This window comes from Bradyrhizobium sp. DOA9, from assembly GCF_000617845.2.
GTDB lineage: Bacteria > Pseudomonadota > Alphaproteobacteria > Rhizobiales > Xanthobacteraceae > Bradyrhizobium.
In genome coordinates, this window is sequence record NZ_DF820425.1 from 1,917,108 (window position 1) to 1,936,037 (window position 18,930).

The 18,930-nt window shown below is 64.9% G+C and carries 13 protein-coding genes, 1 rRNA gene and 1 riboswitch (1 of these 15 cut by a window edge); of the genes, 6 read left to right on the forward strand and 8 right to left on the reverse strand.

Going from position 1 to position 18,930, the window contains the following annotated elements:
• Positions 1-87 precede the first annotated feature (87 nt).
• Positions 88-1,272 carry a DUF2125 domain-containing protein gene (locus BDOA9_RS08875; RefSeq protein ID WP_025033585.1) on the forward strand — a complete coding sequence of 395 codons (1,185 nt, stop codon included), beginning with the start codon at positions 88-90 and terminating at the stop codon, positions 1,270-1,272.
• Positions 1,273-1,379: 107 nt separating this feature from the next.
• Here BDOA9_RS08875 and BDOA9_RS08880 read toward each other — a convergent pair whose 3' ends face one another.
• Genes BDOA9_RS08880 through BDOA9_RS08890 form a run of 3 tightly spaced genes read right to left on the reverse strand, consistent with a single transcriptional unit; the run spans position 1,380 to position 4,292 of the window.
• Positions 1,380-2,315 (reverse strand): prephenate/arogenate dehydrogenase family protein, encoded by a 936-nt coding sequence (locus tag BDOA9_RS08880; protein ID WP_025033586.1) that lies wholly within the window; start codon positions 2,313-2,315, stop codon positions 1,380-1,382.
• Complete coding sequence (hisC, locus tag BDOA9_RS08885; RefSeq protein WP_025033587.1) at positions 2,312-3,409, reverse strand: histidinol-phosphate transaminase; 1,098 nt, start codon at positions 3,407-3,409, stop codon at positions 2,312-2,314. Before hisC ends, BDOA9_RS08880 begins: the two co-directional genes overlap by 4 nt.
• A gap of 34 nt (positions 3,410-3,443) precedes the next feature.
• Positions 3,444-4,292 carry a chorismate mutase gene (locus BDOA9_RS08890; protein ID WP_025033588.1) on the reverse strand — a complete coding sequence of 283 codons (849 nt, stop codon included), beginning with the start codon at positions 4,290-4,292 and terminating at the stop codon, positions 3,444-3,446.
• A gap of 157 nt (positions 4,293-4,449) precedes the next feature.
• Positions 4,450-4,529, forward strand: a riboswitch (SAM riboswitch).
• Between the two features lie 94 nt (positions 4,530-4,623).
• On the opposite strand from BDOA9_RS08890, the gene metX reads away from it, so the two are divergent.
• Positions 4,624-5,820, forward strand: coding sequence for a homoserine O-acetyltransferase MetX (gene metX / locus BDOA9_RS08895; RefSeq protein ID WP_025033589.1), 1,197 nt, complete (start codon positions 4,624-4,626; stop codon positions 5,818-5,820).
• A gap of 1 nt (position 5,821) precedes the next feature.
• Positions 5,822-6,484 (forward strand): methionine biosynthesis protein MetW, encoded by a 663-nt coding sequence (metW, locus tag BDOA9_RS08900; protein ID WP_025033590.1) that lies wholly within the window; start codon positions 5,822-5,824, stop codon positions 6,482-6,484.
• 118 nt (positions 6,485-6,602) lie between these two features.
• Here metW and BDOA9_RS08905 read toward each other — a convergent pair whose 3' ends face one another.
• Complete coding sequence (locus BDOA9_RS08905) at positions 6,603-7,466, reverse strand: alpha/beta fold hydrolase (RefSeq protein ID WP_025033591.1); 864 nt, start codon at positions 7,464-7,466, stop codon at positions 6,603-6,605.
• Between the two features lie 214 nt (positions 7,467-7,680).
• Here BDOA9_RS08905 and BDOA9_RS08910 point away from each other — a divergent pair, with 214 nt between their 5' ends.
• Entirely contained in the window at positions 7,681-8,328 is a 648-nt protein-coding gene (locus tag BDOA9_RS08910; RefSeq protein ID WP_025033592.1) for a TIGR02594 family protein, read from the forward strand.
• A 115-nt stretch (positions 8,329-8,443) separates the two neighbouring features.
• Here the strand turns inward: BDOA9_RS08910 and BDOA9_RS08915 are convergent, their stop codons facing one another.
• Positions 8,444-9,232: an MOSC domain-containing protein gene (locus BDOA9_RS08915; RefSeq protein WP_025033593.1), complete on the reverse strand. Its 789-nt coding sequence runs from the start codon at positions 9,230-9,232 to the stop codon at positions 8,444-8,446.
• 241 nt (positions 9,233-9,473) lie between these two features.
• On the opposite strand from BDOA9_RS08915, the gene clpB reads away from it, so the two are divergent.
• Entirely contained in the window at positions 9,474-12,113 is a 2,640-nt protein-coding gene (gene clpB / locus BDOA9_RS08920; protein ID WP_025033594.1) for an ATP-dependent chaperone ClpB, read from the forward strand.
• 79 nt (positions 12,114-12,192) lie between these two features.
• On the opposite strand, the gene BDOA9_RS08925 is transcribed toward clpB, so the two are convergent.
• The 3 genes from BDOA9_RS08925 to BDOA9_RS08935 form a co-directional block, all read right to left on the reverse strand.
• Positions 12,193-12,453, reverse strand: a complete 261-nt coding sequence (locus BDOA9_RS08925; protein ID WP_025033595.1) for a hypothetical protein — start codon at positions 12,451-12,453, stop codon at positions 12,193-12,195.
• Between the two features lie 83 nt (positions 12,454-12,536).
• Complete coding sequence (locus BDOA9_RS08930; RefSeq protein WP_025033596.1) at positions 12,537-14,156, reverse strand: SMP-30/gluconolactonase/LRE family protein; 1,620 nt, start codon at positions 14,154-14,156, stop codon at positions 12,537-12,539.
• Positions 14,157-14,310: 154 nt separating this feature from the next.
• A complete protein-coding gene (locus BDOA9_RS08935; RefSeq protein ID WP_025033597.1) occupies positions 14,311-16,374 on the reverse strand; it encodes a M23 family metallopeptidase in 2,064 nt (687 codons plus the stop codon).
• A 1,128-nt stretch (positions 16,375-17,502) separates the two neighbouring features.
• On the opposite strand from BDOA9_RS08935, the gene BDOA9_RS08940 reads away from it, so the two are divergent.
• A 16S ribosomal RNA gene (locus BDOA9_RS08940) occupies positions 17,503-18,930 on the forward strand (it continues 61 nt past the right edge of the window).

Here is an 18,930-nt window from a genome sequence, read left to right on the forward strand (position 1 = left end):
TGCGTCCAAGCGAAGCGGTTTCTGCGCCTTTCGTCGCAGGCCGGCCCCGCTTACATTTGCCTGAATCTGGCGTCAAAGGGTGGCCGCATGTCCAATATGACCGTTGCCACAGGCCGCCGCTCCCGCTGGGGCCTTTTCATCGCCCCCATTCTCGTCCTGGTCCTCGCCGTCGGCTGGAGCGGCTTCTGGTTCTATGCCGCGTCGCAGGCCGAAATCGTCGCCGACGCCTGGCGCGCGCAGGAAGCCAAGGCCGGCCGCATCTATGATTGCGCCAAGCGCTCGATCGCCGGCTTCCCGTTCCGATTCGAGGTCCGGTGCTCCGGCGCCAGCGTCGCCCTGATCTCGCAGAACGCGAGCAAGACGCCGTTTACGGCCAAGCTCGACAACATCCTGGTCGTGGCCCAAGTCTACGACCCCAAGCGCATCATCGCCGAATTCTCCGCGCCTGCGACGCTGATCGACGGCGTCACGCAAAACACGTTCACGGTGAACTGGAGCAAGGGCCGCGCCAGCGTGGCGGGGCTGCCGGCGGTGCCGGACCGTGCTTCCATCGTGTTCGACGACCCCAGCCTCAATCGGCTCGATGGCAGCGTGCAGGTGCCGCTCGCGCGCGCCAAGCAGATCGAGCTGCATGGCCGCCTCGCCGACGGATCAGCGTCGGACCGTCCCGTGATCGAGACCGTGCTCCATGTCGCGCAGGGCAGCATCCAGGGCGTGCATCCGCTGCTCGCCGAGCCGTTCGAGGCGGACACCCGCGCCAAGATCACCGGCCTGTCCGACCTCACGCCAAAGCCCTGGCCGCAGCGCTTCCGCGAGATCCAGGCCGCCGGCGGTCACATCGAGATCGTGCAGTCGCGCATCCAGCAGGGCGAGATGATCGCGGTCGCGGCCGGCACGCTCGGCCTGTCGCAGAGCGGCCGGCTCGACGGCGAGTTGCAGATGACGGTGACCGGCCTCGAGCGCGTGATCCCGGCGCTCGGCATCGAGAAGATGCTGGAGGAGGGCGTGCCGCAGGCCACGCTCGATCGCCTCGCGCCCGGCGTGAAGTCGCAGGACCTCAACAATCTGTTCGGCGCGCTCGATCGCGCCGTGCCCGGCCTCGGCAAGGTCATCAAGCAGAACGCCAATGCCGGCGTTGCCGCCGGCATCAATTCGATCGGCACCGAGAGCACGCTGGAAGGCAAGAAGGCGCGGAGCTTCCCGCTGAAATTCGTCGACGGCGCCGTGCTGCTCGGCCCGGTCAAGGTCGGCCAGATCCCGCCGCTGTATTGATTCCCCGTCATTGCGAGCGAAGCGAAGCAATCCAGACTTTCTCCGAGGAAACAGTCTGGATTGCTTCGTCGCTTCGATCCTCGCAATGACGGAGGAGAGAGGGGTGACTACGGCTTCTTCAGCGCGCCGTGCTGGCGGCCGAAATCGGGCGCTGCCGAATCCTGGCCGATCTCGACGATGCCGCGGCGGATGGCGCGGGTGCGGGTGAAGTGGTCGAACAGCGCTTCGCCGTCGCCGCGGCGGATGGCGCGGGTGAGCTTGGCGAGATCCTCTGTGAAGGTGCCGAGCATCTCCAGCACGGCGTCCTTGTTGGCGAGGAAGACGTCGCGCCACATCGTCGGGTCGGACGCGGCGATGCGGGTGAAATCGCGAAAGCCACCGGCGGAGAATTTGATCACCTCGGATTCCGTCACCTGCGCCAATTCGTCGGCGGTGCCGACGATGGTGTAGGCGATCAGATGCGGCAAATGGCTGGTGATCGCGAGCACGAGATCATGGTGATCCGGCGTCATCACCTCGACCTTGGCGCCCATCGCGGCCCAGAACGCGCGCAGGCGGTCGGTCGCCGCGGCATCGACGCCGTCAGGCGGGGTCAGGATGCACCAGCGGTTGATGAAGAGCTCGGCAAAGCCGGAATCCGGCCCCGAATGCTCGGTGCCTGCCACCGGATGCGCCGGCACGAAATGAATGCCGCTCGGCAGGTGCGGGGCCATGTCCCTGACCACCGCGCCCTTGACCGAGCCGACGTCGGAGACGATCGCACCCGGCTTGAGATGCGGCGCGATCTCCTGCGCCACGGGTCCGCAGGCGCCGACGGGAATGCAGAGGATGACGAGATCGGCATCCTTCACAGCCTCCGCATTGGTCGCCACCACCTCATCCACGATCCCGAGCTCGGCGACGCGCGCGCGCGTCTTCTCCGAGCGTGCGGTGGTGACGATCTCGCCGGCCAGGCTCTGGAGCTTCGCAGCGCGGGCGATCGAGCCGCCGATCAGGCCGAAGCCGATCAGTGCCACGCGCTGGAAGTGCGGCGTGCTGCTCATTTGCCCGCCATGAAGTCGCGCAAGCCCTCGACCACGAGGCGGTTGGCCTCCTCGGTGCCGATGGTCATGCGCAGCGCATGCGGCAGGCCGTAATTCTTCAAGCCGCGCAGCACGAGTCCGCGCTTGGTCAGGAAGGCGTCGGCGTCGTCGGCGGTCTTGCCCTTTTCGGTCGGGAAGTGGATCAGCACGAAATTGGCGACGCTCGGCGTCACCTTCAGCCCGAGCTTGCCGATCTCCTCGGTCAGCCGGTTGCGCCAGGTCTCGGTGAATTGCTTCGACATCGCCTGATGCGCGGTGTCCTCGATCGCGGCGACCGCGGCGTACATCGCCGGCGTCGATACGTTGAAGGGGCCGCGGATGCGGTTGACCGCGTCGATGACGTGCTCGGGCCCGAACATCCAGCCGATGCGCAGCGCCGCAAGGCCGTGGATCTTGGAGAAGGTGTGCGTCACCACCGTGTTCTCGGTGGTGGCGACCAGCTCGATCCCCATCTCGTAGTCGTTGCGCGAGACGTAATCGCAATAGGCGGCGTCCAGCACCAGCAGCACGTGCGAGGGCAGGCCGGCGCGCAGCCGCTTGACCTCGTCGAACGGCAGATAGGTGCCGGTCGGGTTGTTGGGGTTGGCGAGCCAGACCAGTTTTGTTCGCGGCGTCACGGCCTTGAGGATGGCGTCGACGTTAGCAGTGAGGTTGGTCTCTTGCGCGACGACGTTCCTGGCGCCGACCGCCATGGTCGCGATCGGGTAGACCAGGAAGCCGTGCGTGGTGGAGATCGCCTCGTCGCCATGGCTGAGATAGGTGTGCGCGAGCAGGTTGAGGATCTCGTCCGAGCCGGCGCCGCAGATGATGCGGTTGGGATCGAGCCCGAACGAGCGGCCGATCGCCTCGCGCAGCACGCGCGAGGTGCCTTCCGGATAGTCCTCCAGATGATCCGCCACGCGCTTGAACGCCTCGATCGCCTTGGGCGAGGGCCCGAACGGCGTCTCGTTGGCCGAGAGCTTGAACACCTTGCGGCCCGGCTCGGCGACCGGGCTCTTGCCGGGCGTGTAGGGCGCAATATCGAGAATGCCGGGATTCGGCACGGGGCGGGACATCTTGAACTCCGGATAGGCTTTGGCTTTTCGCGATTTACGATTTCGGCCCGGTCGGGGGCACCGTATAGCGCGTTGCGTGGCTGCCGACGAGGGCCACAGAGCGCACCGAGGCCCCCGCCTCGATCAGGGCAGCCCTGATCTTGTCGATGCTGGTCGCGCCGGTGACCGAGACCAGCAGCGCCGCGCCGTCGAAGGCGGTATCGGGCACCGCCACGATCTCGGCGAGCGGCGACAGCGCGCGCGCGACTTCGGCGTTCCATCCGGAGACGCGCACGCTGAAGGTCTCGACCTCCGTCACCAGGGCGCTGTCGGCGACCCGCGAGATCGCGAACACCGGCAGTGAAGCAGGATGGTCGGCGCGCTCGACGAACGGCATCCGCGCGATGATCTTCGGCGCGCCGTCGGCTTCCAGCTCCAGCCACCATGGTGTGCGGCTCGAGGTCGCCGAAACCAGCGCCAGATCGCCCTTGGACTTCGCAACCGCCTCGACCGCGGCCTGTGCGCTGAAATGGGCGACGTAGGGCACGGTGAAGCCGAAATGGAAGCGCACGGAATCGCGCATCGCCGGCTCGCTCACCGAGATGTCGGCATGCACGGAGAACGGCGCCTGCACATAGGTGAAGGTCGAGATGATGACGCGCCAGATGCTCTCGACCGTGTCGAGCGGCAGGATGCCGCGATGACGCTGCACGATCTCGCGCATCATCGAAGCCTCGCGCGCCGGGCGGAACGCCGAGCCGACCTCCTGGGTCTGCTTCACCTGGATCAGGCGGTCGATGATGTCGCCGCGCTGCATGAGGAGGCGATGCATGCCCTCGTCGATCGCGTCGATCTCCTTGCGCAGTTCCTGCAGCGATGGTGGCGCGGGCGGACGTTGGGACATGTCGGGTCGTCGATCGTTCCGGTGGGGGATGTCCTGATTAGGCAGTCGTGGCGGCGAAAGCAAAGAGAAATGACGTGCTTTGCGGGCGTCGCCGCAGAGGCCAATCGGGCCGATCCGGGCCCGTGACTTGACGAAAACCGCCCAAGACGGTAGCTTTTGCCCGTTCCGTGGTCATTTGAGCCGGCCGGCTTGCAGCCACGTTAAAAAACTCGCTAAACAGGCCGGGGACGCTTCCGATCCCGGCCGAACCTATCGTTCAGGCCGGGTTTTTCATGGCCTGATGTCAGCGGCGCGGTCGAGCAGCCTGTCGCAAACGAGGTCGATGTCCGAGATGGGTAGCGTCAAGTCGATACCGAGTCCCGCGATCAGCGCCGACGAGCGGTCGCATGAGGTGGACCGTCCAAGCTCGCTGGTTGCGCATTTCGGCACCGAGCAGCCGCTGCGGCTCGATTGCGGCGTCGATCTCTCCCCGTTCCAGATCGCCTATCAGACCTATGGCGAGCTCAACGCCGATCGCTCCAACGCGGTGCTGATCTGCCATGCGCTGACCGGCGATCAGCATGTCGCCAATTTGCATCCGGTCACCGGCAAGCCGGGCTGGTGGGAGACGCTGGTCGGCCCCGGCCGTCCCATCGATCCCAAGCACTACTTCATCATCTGCTCCAACGTGATCGGCGGCTGCATGGGCTCGACCGGGCCGGCCTCGATCAATCCCGCCACCGGCAAGGTCTGGGGCCTGGATTTTCCCGTCATCACCATTCCGGACATGGTGCGCGCGCAGGCGATGCTGATCGACCGGCTCGGCATCGACACGCTGTTTGCCGTCGTCGGCGGCTCGATGGGCGGCATGCAGGTGCTGCAATGGACCGCCGCCTATCCTAGCCGCGTGTACTCCGCGCTGGCGATTGCCTGCGCGACGCGGCACTCGGCGCAGAACATCGCCTTCCACGAGCTCGGCCGCCAGGCCGTGATGGCCGATCCGGACTGGCACGGCGGCGGCTATGCCGATCACGGCATCCATCCGCATCGCGGGCTCGCGGTGGCGCGGATGGCGGCGCACATCACCTATCTCTCGGACGCGGCGTTGCACCGCAAGTTCGGCCGGCGCATGCAGGACCGCGAGCTGCCGACCTTCTCGTTCGACGCCGACTTCCAGGTCGAATCCTATCTGCGCTACCAGGGCTCGTCCTTCGTCGAGCGCTTCGACGCCAATTCCTATCTCTATCTGACGCGTGCGATGGACTATTTCGACATCGCCGCCGACCACGGCGGCGTGCTGGCGAAGGCCTTCGCCGGCATCAAGACCCGCTTCTGCGTGGTCTCCTTCACCAGCGACTGGCTGTTTCCGACCTCGGAATCGCGCGCGCTGGTGCACGCGCTGAACGCCTCGAGCGCGCGGGTGTCGTTCGCCGAGATCGAGACCGATCGCGGCCACGACGCCTTCCTGCTCGACGTGCCCGAATTTTTCGACATCTCCCGCGCCTTCCTGCAATCGGCAGGCAAGGCCCGCGGATTGAAGGGTAGCTAAGATGTCCGTGCAGGAAGTGTTGCCGCTGGACGGCGTTGCGGCCAGGCCGTCCGGTGATTATCGCGCCGATCACCGGCTGGTCGCCGAGATGGTCAGACCGGGCTCGAAGGTGCTCGACGTCGGCTGCGGCGACGGCGATCTGCTTCAGCTGCTGGAGACCCGCGGCATCGATGGCCGCGGCATCGAATTGTCGCGCGAGGGCGTCAACCGCTGCGTCGCCAAGGGCCTCGCGGTGGTGCAGGGCGACGCCGATACCGATCTCGTCAACTATCCCGACGATGCCTTCGACTATGTGATCCTGTCGCAGACGCTGCAGGCGACGCGGCAGCCGAAGATCGTGCTGGAGAACCTGCTGCGCATCGGCCGCCGCGCCATCGTCTCGTTCCCGAATTTCGGGTTCTGGAAGATGCGGCTCCAGCTCCTGATCGGCGGCCACATGCCGCGCACCGAGAACCTGCCGGCGACCTGGTACGACACCGCCAACATCCATTTCTGCACCATCAAGGATTTCGTGCAGCTCTGCGACGAGATCAACGTCAAGATGGAGCGCTCGGTGGCGCTCGATCTCTACGGCCGCCCGGTGCCGCTGAACCTGCCCTGGTGGGTGTGGAACATGTTCGGCGAGCAGGCGGTGTTCCTGCTGAGCCGGGGCGGAGGGAAGTAGTTTTCCACAGTCATTGCGAGGAACTCTTGCGACGAAGCAATCCAGGCTGCGTCCGCGGAGGGATTCTGGATTGCTTCGCTGCGCTCGCAATGACGGAGTGCTTGGCAGCGCCTCTGCCTCAATGCGGAGCCAGCGACCGCGGGTCCCGCACCGGCCATCTTCCTGCTTCAACCAGCGTCACGAATCGCTCCACGCTCTCGTTGAACAGCGCGGGCTCCTCCAGATTGAGCACGTGGCCGGACTTCGGAAACATCGCGAGGCCCGCCGCGGGCAGATGCTTCTTCAGGAACAGGCTCGGCCCGATGCACAAATCGTCCTCGTCGCCGCAGATGATGAGCGCGGGTGTTGCTGCGCCTCTGATCGCGCCCGTCATCGTATAGATCGAGGGACGGCGGCCCTGGAATCCGCGCATGGTCCGCGCCGATCCCTTGGCGTCGTGCCGCGCCAGCGCGGCGTAGAAATCGGCGTGCCCGCGCGGGTCCTTCACCAGGAACGCAATCCGGCTCGGTGCCTCGCGCGTGACTTTCGCGACCTCGGCGGAGCCCAGCGTCTCGAACTGCTCGGCATTGGCGCGGCACTGCTCGCGCCAATTCTCGAGATTTTCGATCTCCGAGCCGGAGCCGACGCCGGCCAGCGTCATCGACAACGCGCGCTGCGGCGCGTTGAGCCCGATCTGCAGCGAGGAATAGGCGCCCATCGACAGGCCGACGAGATGCGCGCGCGCGATGCCGAGATGATCGAGCACGGAAAGCGCGTCGGTGTAGAAATGCGTGTAGGTGTAGACCTCGCCATCGGGCACATCGGACGGCGTATAGCCGCGCGCCGAATAGGTGATGCAGCGATGGCCACGCGAGAAGTAGCGCATCTGCGGCTCCCAATTGGTGTAGTCGGCCGCGAACTCGTGCAGAAAAAGTATCGGCGTTCCCTGGCCCGCCTCCTCGAAATAAATGCGGACGCCGTCCCTGGTCGTGGCATGGGGCATTAACCGTTCCCTCTGTTTCAAGCCATGCTCGAGGATCGCAGTTAATTCTGTTGTCGGCAATGCGGCAGCAGCAGCCGAGTACAAACACAAAATCATCGCAGCTATTCGCCGACGTCGCGTCTTTTTCTCGCCACATCGGGCGGCTTAACGGCCAAGCGGATGTCGGCCATTGCACGGGCCGGCGGGAAGTGGGGGTGTCAACGTAGGATGAAGAATGGTTGAGTTGTTTGCGTACCGCCTGTCGCGTTGTGTTGTCGCGCTGGCGCTTCTCTTCGCGGCGGTCGCCGCGTTCGTTTCTCCGGCCTCGGCCCGGCCGCATCATCGCCATAGCGCAGAGCGGCACGCGTACGTGCACCACGCCAGGCATCACCACCACCGCCATCATGCGAGAGGCTCGCGCTTCGAGCGCAGCGCGGCGCAATTGCAGGCGGGCGGTTTCGCCGACACCCAGGCGAGCTACGATCCCAGCGCCAGCAATGGCGGCGTGGCCGGCAACGCGCTTGCCCCAAGTGGTGGATCGGGCCTCGTGTCCGAGGCGCGCCGCTATATCGGCGGCAATCCGACCGGGCGCGGCAGCCTGTGGTGCGCGCGCTTCATGAACATGGTGCTGGAGCATACCGGCCATAAGGGCTCAGGCTCCGACATGGCGAGCTCGTTCGCGCGCTACGGCACGCGCATCTCCGGTCCGCAGGTCGGCGCCATCGCCGTGATGTCGCGCGGCCGCCGCGGCGGTCATGTCGGCATCGTCACCGGCATCGACGCGCAGGGCAATCCGATCATGATCTCCGGCAACAACGGCAACCGCGTCCGCGAAGCCCCGGTCTCGCGCGGCAAGATCTATGCGTATGTGATGCCGAATTGAGCCTCGTCATTGCGAGGAGCTCTTGCGACGAAGCAATCCAGACTGCCTCAGCGGATAGATATCTGGATTGCTTCGCTGCGCTCGCAATGACGGCGTGCGTGGAGACGCCGTTGGCTCACACCAATCTCGGCTCTTCCACCGCCACCACATCGCCGACGCCAATCTCGCCATCGGCAATCACCTCGGCATAGATGCCGCAGTCCATGTGGCCGAGATGGCGCGAGAGCGTCGGCGGGATCTCGAGATCGCGCCTGGCGGTTTCCGGATCGACATTGGTGGCCGGGCAGCGGACGATGCGCTTGACCACCTTCAGCCGGGCCTGCCCGATCGCGAGCGTCTGGCCGACGAGGTCGAGCTCCGACCAGGCCGGCCAGCCCTTGACGTAGAGATTGGCACGGAAGCGCAGCGGATGCACGGCGACGCCGCCGAGCATGGTCTCGATGGCGCGGACGCTGCTCAGATTGATGATGGAGACCACCTTGCGGGCGACATCGGAGAAGCTGTGGTCGCGGCCGGACAGAACCTTGGGCGGCCCCTTCAACTCGGGCTGGAAGTTTTCGCGGAAATAGGCCTCGATGGCAGCGCGTCCGGCGGCGGTCTCGAGATCGCCGCTGGCGACTATCTGGCCGTCCTTGCGGATGGTCAGCAGATTGGTTTCGTCGTCGAAGCGGCTGTCGAGTGCGGCCAGCCGCTCATTGCGCGCCAGCATCAGGAACTGGATTTTCGGCTTCCATTCGGGCGCCTCGGGGTTGAACCCGCTCGGGCCGTTCTCGATGGCGTAGCGGCGGTCGGCCGGCAGGGTCTGGCCCACCTGCAAAGGGACGCGCGACAGGCGTTCCGGCGTCAGGCCCTTGATCGGATAACGATAGAGGCCGGTGATCTCGGCGGTATCTTTGGCTGTCATGCCGCTACTTAAGGGATTCGGCCGGCCATCGCCAAGCCGGCTCACGCGCGCACGAAATTGTGAAGTTGCCTCTTTCGCATCCGCAACCTGCTTCCCACATTTGGCTCAGGCCGGCAGCAACGTCGGCGAAAGACGGCCGTTGTCGCTTGAGAAACCTCAAGGCGGTCAGCGGAAACCCAATGAAGATGCCGTATTGGGGTGCCTTTAGAGGGCCCCAAGGGCAGGCCGAGGGACAGAAAAGATGAATATCGAGAAATATACCGAACGCTCCAGGGGCTTCATCCAGTCCGCGCAGTCGCTCGCGATGCGCGAGGGGCACCAGCAGTTTTCCACCCTGCACGTCCTGAAAGTCCTTCTGGACGACAATGAAGGGCTCGCCGCCGGTCTGATCGACCGCGCTGGCGGCAATTCCCGCGCAATTCTGAAGGCGACCGAGGACGCCCTCAACAAGGTGCCGAAGGTCTCCGGCGGCGGTGCCGGGCAGATCTATCTCGCGCCCGAGCTGGCCCGCACTTTCGACGCTGCCGAAAAGGCCGGCGAGAAGGCCGGCGACAGCTTCGTCACCGTCGAGCGGCTCTTGCTCGGGCTCACGCTGGAGAAGACCAGCGAGGCCGGCACGATCCTCAACAAGGGCGGCGTCACGCCGCAAAACCTCAACGCGGCGATCGAGGCGCTACGCAAGGGCCGCACGGCCGATTCTGCGACCGCCGAGAACGCCTATGACGCGCTGAAGAAATATGCCCGCGACCTGACCCAGGCCGCGCGCGACGGCAAGCTCGACCCGGTCATCGGCCGCGACGAGGAGATCCGCCGCACGATTCAGGTGCTCTCGCGGAGGACCAAGAACAATCCCGTCCTGATCGGTGAGCCCGGCGTCGGCAAGACCGCCATCGCCGAAGGCCTCGCGCTGCGCATCGTCAACGGCGACGTGCCGGAGAGCCTGAAGGACAAGAAGCTGCTCTCGCTCGACTTGGGCGCGCTGATCGCCGGCGCGAAATATCGCGGCGAGTTCGAGGAGCGGCTGAAGGCCGTGCTGCAGGAAGTGACCGGCAGCGAGGGCACCTTCATCCTGTTCATCGACGAGATGCACACGCTGATCGGCGCCGGCAAGGGCGACGGCGCGATGGACGCCTCCAACCTGCTCAAGCCCGCGCTCGCCCGCGGCGAGCTGCACTGCATCGGCGCGACCACGCTCGACGAATATCAGAAGCACGTCGAGAAGGACGCCGCGCTGGCGCGGCGCTTCCAGCCGATCTTCGTCAGCGAGCCCTCGGTCGAGGACACCATCTCGATCCTGCGTGGGCTGAAGGACAAGTACGAGCAGCATCACGGCGTGCGGATCACCGATTCCGCGCTGGTGGCGGCCACGACGCTGTCCAACCGCTATATCACCGACCGCTTCCTGCCCGACAAGGCGATCGACCTCATGGACGAGGCCGCGGCGCGGCTGAAGATGCAGGTCGATTCCAAGCCGGAAGAGCTGGATTCGCTCGACCGCGAGATCATCCGGCTCAAGATCGAGCAGGAGGCGCTGAAGAAGGAAAGCGATGTCGGCTCCAAGTCCCGCCTCCAGACCCTGGAGAAGGACCTCGCCGAGCTCGAGGAAAAGTCGGCGGCGCTGACGGCGCGCTGGAGCGCGGAGAAGAGCAAGCTCTCCGATGCCCAGAAGCTGAAGGCCGAGCTCGACGGTCTGCGGGTCGAGCTCGCCAACGCGCAGCGGCGCGGCGAATTCCAGAAGGCCGGCGAGCTGGCCTATGGCCGGATTCCGCAGCTCGAAAAGCAGCTTGCCGATATCGAGGCCAAAGAGAACTCCGGCGAGATGATGGAAGAGGCGGTCACCGCCAACCACATCGCGCAGGTGGTCTCGCGCTGGACCGGCGTGCCGGTCGACAAGATGCTGGAAGGCGAGAAGGAGAAGCTCCTGAAGATGGAGGAGCAGCTCGGCAAGCGCGTCGTCGGCCAGGCCGAGGCCGTGCGTGCGGTCGCAACCGCCGTGCGCCGCTCGCGCGCCGGCCTGCAGGACCCGAACCGCCCCACCGGCTCGTTCATGTTCCTCGGGCCGACCGGCGTCGGCAAGACCGAGCTGACCAAGGCGCTCGCGGAGTACCTGTTCAACGACGAGACCGCGATGGTCCGCCTCGACATGTCCGAATACATGGAGAAGCACTCGGTCTCGCGGCTGATCGGCGCGCCTCCGGGCTATGTCGGCTATGACGAGGGCGGTGCGCTCACCGAGGCGGTGCGGCGCCGGCCCTACCAGGTGGTGCTGTTCGACGAGATCGAGAAGGCGCATCCTGACGTCTTCAACGTCCTGTTGCAGGTGCTCGACGACGGTCGCCTGACCGACGGCCAGGGCCGTACCGTCGACTTCCGCAACACGCTGATCATCATGACCTCGAACCTCGGTTCGGAATATCTGGTGAACCAGCCGGAGGGCGAGGACACTTCGGCCGTGCGCGAGCAGGTGATGGGAATGGTGCGGGCGCACTTCCGCCCCGAATTCCTCAACCGCGTCGACGAGATCATCCTGTTCCACCGGCTGCAGCGCAGCGAGATGGGCCGGATCGTCGAGATCCAGTTCGCGCGGCTGCAGAAGCTCCTGACCGATCGCAAGATCGTGCTGAGCCTCGATGCCGCCGGCCGCGACTGGCTGGCCGCCAAGGGCTGGGACCCTGCCTATGGCGCAAGGCCCTTGAAGCGGGTGATCCAGCGCTACCTCCAGGACCCGCTCGCCGAGATGATCCTCGCCGGCGACGTCAGGGACGGCGACCATGTCGCGATCTCGGCCGAAGGCAACGTCCTGACCTTCAACGGCAAGGCGCCGCAGACCGCGGAGATTGCGCAGTTCGAGGCACCGGTGCCGAAGCGGAAGCTGAACTGAGCGTCAGTGCTTAGGCCTGAAGTAAAATCGCCCCGGAGGGTCACCTCTCCGGGGCGTCTTGTTTGCTGTCAGCCTAGATTTAGTTGCCGGGGGCCGAGGCGGAGCGCGGCTCGACCCCGTCCTCCTCCTCCTCCAGCTCCGACAAAATATCCACCAGCTCGCGCACGCGGCCCTGCGCCAGCGGGCGCAAATCGTTGATCATCGGCTCGTCATTGGCGAGCCAGGCCTGGGCCTCCGTGAGTTCTTCGGCGGTCGCGCCGATTCCGATGATCTGGGCAATGGTGACGTCGTCGGCGCGGTCCACGGCTTTGGCGACGTCGTCGCGTGAGAGGCGCGTCATGGGCGATCCTCCTGCTGGCTTCCGTCAGCGTCTAACCGGGGAACCGGTGCGCCGGTTCCCGCCACTCCGTGTATGCGGCTCTCCTACTTCTTCACCACCTTGTAGATCGCATTCTCGATGTCTGAGCTGACGTAGATCGCGCCTGTCGCGCCGACGGCGACGCCGGTGGGCACATGCGTCGGCAAGCCGCCGGGCGCGCCGGTCAGGCCGATCGGGAGATTGGCGGCGATCTCGGTGATCTTGCCGCTTTCCGGCACGATCTCGATCAGCCGCTTGGCGCCGACCTCGGCGACGATCAGCTTGCCGTCGTTTGTGCGTGCGATGCCTTCCGGCATCTTCAGCTCCTTCGCGACAACGGTCTTCTCGCCGTTGCTGTCGATCCTGGAGACGAGGCCGGCAAAGGCCTCGGTGATGTAGACCTCGTCGCCGGCCCCGCGAACGAGCCCCACGGGGCCTTCAAGCGCACCGATCAGCGTGGTGCGGTCCTTGCCGTGCTCGCCGCTCACCTTGATCAGTGACTTGGTGCCGAGCTCGGCCACCAGGATGCTGCCGTCCGCGAGCACGATTGCGTCATGCGGCGCCTTGAAGTCGTGCAGCATGTCTCGCGTCGCGCCGGTCTTGCCGTCGATCACCTGCACGGTGCCGGTGAACCAGCTCGACAGGACCACGTCGTTGCCCTTCGCCGTCGCGCTCATCGGATATTCGAGCGTCGTGCCTGCGGCGTGCATGCGCGACTTCTCGGTGACCTCGCCGGTCGCACCATCCACCGTGCGATAGGCGAACAGGTCGGCGACGTGGATCGTGTCCTTGCCGTTCTCGCTCGTGATGCCGATGCCGCCGGGCAAAGCGAGCTTGCCGATGATGATCTGCTTGGCCTGGCCGGTCGCGGGATCGACCTCCTGGATGCCGTTGTCGGCCATGTTGGAGACGTAGATGCGGTCCTTGTCGTCGATGGCGAGATTGTCCAGCGAGGGCTTCAGCTGCGCGACCATGGTCTTGGCGCCGGACTTCGGATCGACCCGGACGAGCTGGCCGAGCGCGGTGTCGACCACGAAGAGGTTGCCCCTGGAATCGAAGTTCACGGCGGCCGGGACCTTGAAGCCGTCGGCGACCACATTCAGCTCGGCCTTGTCGACGTCGACCCTTGCGAGCTGGCCCTTGAACCAGAGCGGACCATAGAGCTTGTCGTCGGGACCGAACTCGAAGCCGTTGAGGCCGCCCATCTTCTCCATGATCTGGCGGGGCGGTTTGACGCCCTCGATGTCGATCTCGTAGAGCGCGTCGCCGAGGAAGACGGTGGTGGCGTAGAGCCTGCCGTCCTTGCGGAAGGCGAGCGAGTTGATGCCGGGAAGCCCGGACGCGAGCTTCCTGATCGGTCCGTCGCCCTTGCGCGCATAGAGATCGCCGGCGAGGAAGCCGGTCCAGGCCATGGTGCCGTCGGGCGCGAAGGCGATGTCGTCGGCCATCCCGACCGGTGCCGGGATCGCAACCTTGGCGCTGCCGCCGGCAATGTCGACCTCGTAGAGCGCAGCGCCCGCGACGCTGCCGGCGAACAAGTGGCCGGCCTTGTCGACACCGAGCCCGTGCACGCCGTGGAACGCCGAGCCCTGCACCAGCCTCGTAACCTCCCAGCCGTCGGCCGATGCGCTCGTTGTGGAGAATAGCGCAGCCACCAGTGCTGCGCAGACGAGCCTGCTTCTCATGGCGTGACCTCCCGTTTTTTGGAAAGTATTCGCCCGTCCTGCGGCTTTGGCAAACGAAACTTGACGTTGTGACGCCGCGAAGCGGCCTCGCTGCGCAGGGTGCTTGTTTTAAATCCTGTTTGAAAATCCCGGACGATACCGGCGGGTTGCCGGCCTACCGGTTGGTGACCTGCAACGGTCCGCCCGTGGCGTCCGACATGCGGGCGATGACGCCGCCGCGGCCGCTCATCATGCCGTCGAGCCGGTCGCGCTCCTTCTCGAAGCTCGCCAGCATCGGGCCTTCCAGCGAACGGCCGCGCGGCAGCTTCACGCGCATCGGGTCGACGAAGCGGCCGTTGACCAGGATCTCGTAATGGACGTGCGGGCCGGTCGACAGGCCGGAGGAGCCGACGAAACCGATCACCTGGCCCTGCCGCACCTTCTTGCCGGGCTCCATGCCCTTGGCGAAGGCCGACATGTGGCCGTAGGCGGTCTCGTAGCCGTTGGCGTGCTTGATGCGGATGTACTTGCCGTAACCGCCCTCGGGGCCCGCCTTCTCGATCACACCGTTGCCGGAGGCGAAGATCGGCGTGCCGTAGCTGGTGGACCAGTCGACGCCGGTATGCATCTTCACGTAACCGAGAATCGGGTGGCGGCGGCCGCCGAAGCCGGAGCGCATGATGGCGTTGTTGACGGGCTTTCTGACCAGGAACTTCTTCGCGCTCTTGCCGGTCTCGTCGTAATAGTCGACGAGGCCGTCGTCGGGGCTCTGGTAGCGGTAGTATTTCTTGGTCTCGCCGCCGACGGTGAGCGAGGCGAACAGCACCTCGTTCTTCTCGGTCGACGTCACGCCCTCGTCCTCGCCGGCGTAGAACACGTCGAAGGAATCGCCGGGCTGCACCTTGCGCTGGAAGTCGACGTCGTAGGAGTAGATCTTGATCATGTCCTCGATGACGGGCATCGGGACCTTGTTGCGCATCGCGGTCTCGTAGATGCTCTGGTAGAGCCGCACGCCGGAGCCGTCATCGTCATCGTCGTCGTCGCTGCTGGCGCTCGCCGCAGTGTCGGCGACGGTGTTCATGCTGGAGACGTCGACGGCGACGTATTTGCCGAGGTCGGACAGCGCCGCGATCGCCTCGACCATGGTCTCGTTTGCGATGACGACACGGTAGGGTTGCAGGCGGGCGCCGGGGCTTGCGGGCGCCATCAGGATCCGGAGCTTCTCGCCTTCCTTCAGGCCGCCGTCGCGGCCGCGCGGTCCGAGCGTCGCGGTGATCGCCTTGATCTCGTCGGCATTGGCGCCGAGATCGCGCAGCACGCCGGCGACGCTGTCGCCCTTCCTGACCATGTGGACGCGTTCGCCGTTGGGGTTGCCGCCGGTGATCTGCTCCTTGGTCTTGGGCAGCAGCGTGACGTTTTCAGGCACCACGCGCGTCTCGAAGCCGGCATAGGGATCGGACGGCGAGGCCTCGGGAGCGTAGGCGGTTCTGATGTCGGAGGGACCGGTCGCGCCGGAGATGTCGGCAGCCGTGTTGGCGAGCGAGGCGTAGCGCACCCCGCCATTGCCGCGCCAATTGGCGGCATCGCGCACCCGCATCAGGATGTCGTCGAGCGCCACCACCGCGGAAATCTTGGCCTTCGGCAGCACCGGCGACAGGTCCTTGGTGACGAAGGACACTTCCGCGTCGGGCTCGACGGCCTCGGGATTGTTGGGATCGTCGGACGCCGTCTTCGGGTCGGAGCCGACATCGGTCAGCAGGCGCTGGGCGTTGAACGGCGGGATCTTCGCGGACAGGTCGCTCGTCGTCATCGACAGATTGCCGGCGATCCGCACGAACGGACGCACCCGCATCACGTCACGGTTGCCGACGCGCGCGACCGTCGAGACGCGCATCACGTTGCGCGAGGCCGTGGATTCGCTCGGCGGCGGCAGGCGGTCGCTCTTGTGCAGCGTGGCGGCGCGATCGGCGGCGCCGAATGCTCCGCGCAGCGCGCCTTCGACCCGCTCCGGCACCTTGGCGAAGGTCATCTCGCCGTCGAGAGAAGCGAAAACGGCGCCGCCGATCAGGGCTGCGCCGCAGAGTCCGGTCAAAATTGTCCCGCTGAACCATTGTACCGAGACACGGCGGCGGTCGATCACGGCGGCTTCAGAACCATCGACGGACAGCGGCGGCTCGTGGCCGAGATCGATGATCCCGGTCTCGCGCCCGTAAGTGCCGCGTGACGTCCTGTGGTTCAACCCAAAGTCCCCCAACTCAACGACCCAAAAGCCCGGTTTCGAGCCTCGTCCCGGTCGCCCTCTTCGAGGCGTATCGCAGGAAAAAGGCAAGCCGCATAGGCGCTCGCGGTCAGAAAGCCCCGACGAGGGGCCGGCCGAAATTACGAACAGCTAAACGGAAAAAGGTCTCTCGATGTCTCTCGAATGTCGGAAGAAGGCCGCGTCATCTGCAAGATCGCCTTCCTCTGACCCCATCAAAATCGCCGGCAGCCCCCACTGGCATCACCCGCGATTCAAGCTTGTCTCTTATCAGAACGCCGCGGGATTGTGGCTCAAGTACGGCGCCAAATATGGAAAAAGTTTCCTGAACGCCGGGCCGAAAAGGCCCCGTCAGACTAGGGGCGGAGCTCGGCCGGGTGGGGGTAGGGCCCGATCCGGCGGGGGCGTGGGCGCGCCAGGCCGGGGACCGGCGGCCCTTGGGACGGGCACGCCGGCCCAGGGGTGTCGGGGCGCCGGGGAGGGGCCCAGGGGAGGGCGCTGGGCAGGGCTCCAAGGCGCCCTCCGGGGGGCGCGGGCGGGCAAACTTTTTTTTCAGATTTTTTTGCCGGGCCGGCGCGTTCGGCGCGTCTGACGCCTCTCTAAACGGCTGGAATCGTGGGTGTTTTCCCGCTGGTCCGCTGTGCGACGATTTGTTGACGATTGGCGTTGACAGGCCGGAAGGTGGGGCCTATAACCCCAACCACTGAGCGCGGCGCCGCCGGGTCACTGACCAAGGCGAGCGAACGCGCCACTGATGCTCCTCACCTTGTTGAGTGACACAACAGCCGACACCAGTCGGTTGGAGTTCATCCATCGTCGGTAAGGGTGTCGGAACCCTTCCTCTCAGGAAGGTTGAGGCCTCTCCGGTCTCGGGCTGTTTGACAAGTGAAGATGAAGAAAGAGAAACGTGGACGGCGGAGTCCTTGCGGGTCTCGCTTCCGGGAAGCTTCGGCTTTTCTGATCGAGACCGGACGAAAGACTTCGGCGGTACACGTTTTCAAGGAAACACCATCGTTGCCAGCGATGTGAATCGCGGGCAGCACATCGACTTCGGTCGATAATGGTGGGACCTCGTCAAACGTTGTGATCAGCCGGTTCAAAGTTCAAGTCCAACTTGAGAGTTTGATCCTGGCTCAGAGCGAACGCTGGCGGCAGGCTTAACACATGCAAGTCGAGCGGGCGTAGCAATACGTCAGCGGCAGACGGGTGAGTAACGCGTGGGAACGTACCTTTTGGTTCGGAACAACACAGGGAAACTTGTGCTAATACCGGATAAGCCCTTACGGGGAAAGATTTATCGCCGAAAGATCGGCCCGCGTCTGATTAGCTAGTTGGTGAGGTAATGGCTCACCAAGGCGACGATCAGTAGCTGGTCTGAGAGGATGATCAGCCACATTGGGACTGAGACACGGCCCAAACTCCTACGGGAGGCAGCAGTGGGGAATATTGGACAATGGGGGCAACCCTGATCCAGCCATGCCGCGTGAGTGATGAAGGCCCTAGGGTTGTAAAGCTCTTTTGTGCGGGAAGATAATGACGGTACCGCAAGAATAAGCCCCGGCTAACTTCGTGCCAGCAGCCGCGGTAATACGAAGGGGGCTAGCGTTGCTCGGAATCACTGGGCGTAAAGGGTGCGTAGGCGGGTCTTTAAGTCAGGGGTGAAATCCTGGAGCTCAACTCCAGAACTGCCTTTGATACTGAAGATCTTGAGTTCGGGAGAGGTGAGTGGAACTGCGAGTGTAGAGGTGAAATTCGTAGATATTCGCAAGAACACCAGTGGCGAAGGCGGCTCACTGGCCCGATACTGACGCTGAGGCACGAAAGCGTGGGGAGCAAACAGGATTAGATACCCTGGTAGTCCACGCCGTAAACGATGAATGCCAGCCGTTAGTGGGTTTACTCACTAGTGGCGCAGCTAACGCTTTAAGCATTCCGCCTGGGGAGTACGGTCGCAAGATTAAAACTCAAAGGAATTGACGGGGGCCCGCACAAGCGGTGGAGCATGTGGTTTAATTCGACGCAACGCGCAGAACCTTACCAGCCCTTGACATGTCCAGGACCGGTCGCAGAGATGTGACCCTCTCTTCGGAGCCTGGAGCACAGGTGCTGCATGGCTGTCGTCAGCTCGTGTCGTGAGATGTTGGGTTAAGTCCCGCAACGAGCGCAACCCCCGTCCTTAGTTGCTACCATTTAGTTGAGCACTCTAAGGAGACTGCCGGTGATAAGCCGCGAGGAAGGTGGGGATGACGTCAAGTCCTCATGGCCCTTACGGGCTGGGCTACACACGTGCTACAATGGCGGTGACAATGGGATGCTAAGGGGCGACCCTTCGCAAATCTCAAAAAGCCGTCTCAGTTCGGATTGGGCTCTGCAACTCGAGCCCATGAAGTTGGAATCGCTAGTAATCGTGGATCAGCACGCCACGGTGAATACGTTCCCGGGCCTTGTACACACCGCCCGTCACACCATGGGAGTTGGTTTTACCTGAAGACGGTGCGCTAACCCGCAAGGGAGGCAGCCGGCCACGGTAGGGTCAGC

Bases quoted from the DNA above. Each gene is read 5' to 3' on its own strand.
- clpB (WP_025033594.1), top strand. From the start codon at position 9,474: ATGAATATCGAGAAATATACCGAACGCTCCAGGGGCTTCATCCAGTCC.
- BDOA9_RS08905 (WP_025033591.1), bottom strand. From the start codon at position 7,466: ATGCCCCATGCCACGACCAGGGACGGCGTCCGCATTTATTTCGAGGAG.
- BDOA9_RS08930 (WP_025033596.1), bottom strand. From the start codon at position 14,156: ATGAGAAGCAGGCTCGTCTGCGCAGCACTGGTGGCTGCGCTATTCTCC.
- BDOA9_RS08875 (WP_025033585.1), top strand. From the start codon at position 88: ATGTCCAATATGACCGTTGCCACAGGCCGCCGCTCCCGCTGGGGCCTT.
- hisC (WP_025033587.1), bottom strand. From the start codon at position 3,409: ATGTCCCGCCCCGTGCCGAATCCCGGCATTCTCGATATTGCGCCCTAC.
- BDOA9_RS08925 (WP_025033595.1), bottom strand. From the start codon at position 12,453: ATGACGCGCCTCTCACGCGACGACGTCGCCAAAGCCGTGGACCGCGCC.
- BDOA9_RS08880 (WP_025033586.1), bottom strand. From the start codon at position 2,315: ATGAGCAGCACGCCGCACTTCCAGCGCGTGGCACTGATCGGCTTCGGC.
- metW (WP_025033590.1), top strand. From the start codon at position 5,822: ATGTCCGTGCAGGAAGTGTTGCCGCTGGACGGCGTTGCGGCCAGGCCG.
- BDOA9_RS08915 (WP_025033593.1), bottom strand. From the start codon at position 9,232: ATGACAGCCAAAGATACCGCCGAGATCACCGGCCTCTATCGTTATCCG.
- BDOA9_RS08910 (WP_025033592.1), top strand. From the start codon at position 7,681: ATGGTTGAGTTGTTTGCGTACCGCCTGTCGCGTTGTGTTGTCGCGCTG.
- metX (WP_025033589.1), top strand. From the start codon at position 4,624: ATGGGTAGCGTCAAGTCGATACCGAGTCCCGCGATCAGCGCCGACGAG.
- BDOA9_RS08890 (WP_025033588.1), bottom strand. From the start codon at position 4,292: ATGTCCCAACGTCCGCCCGCGCCACCATCGCTGCAGGAACTGCGCAAG.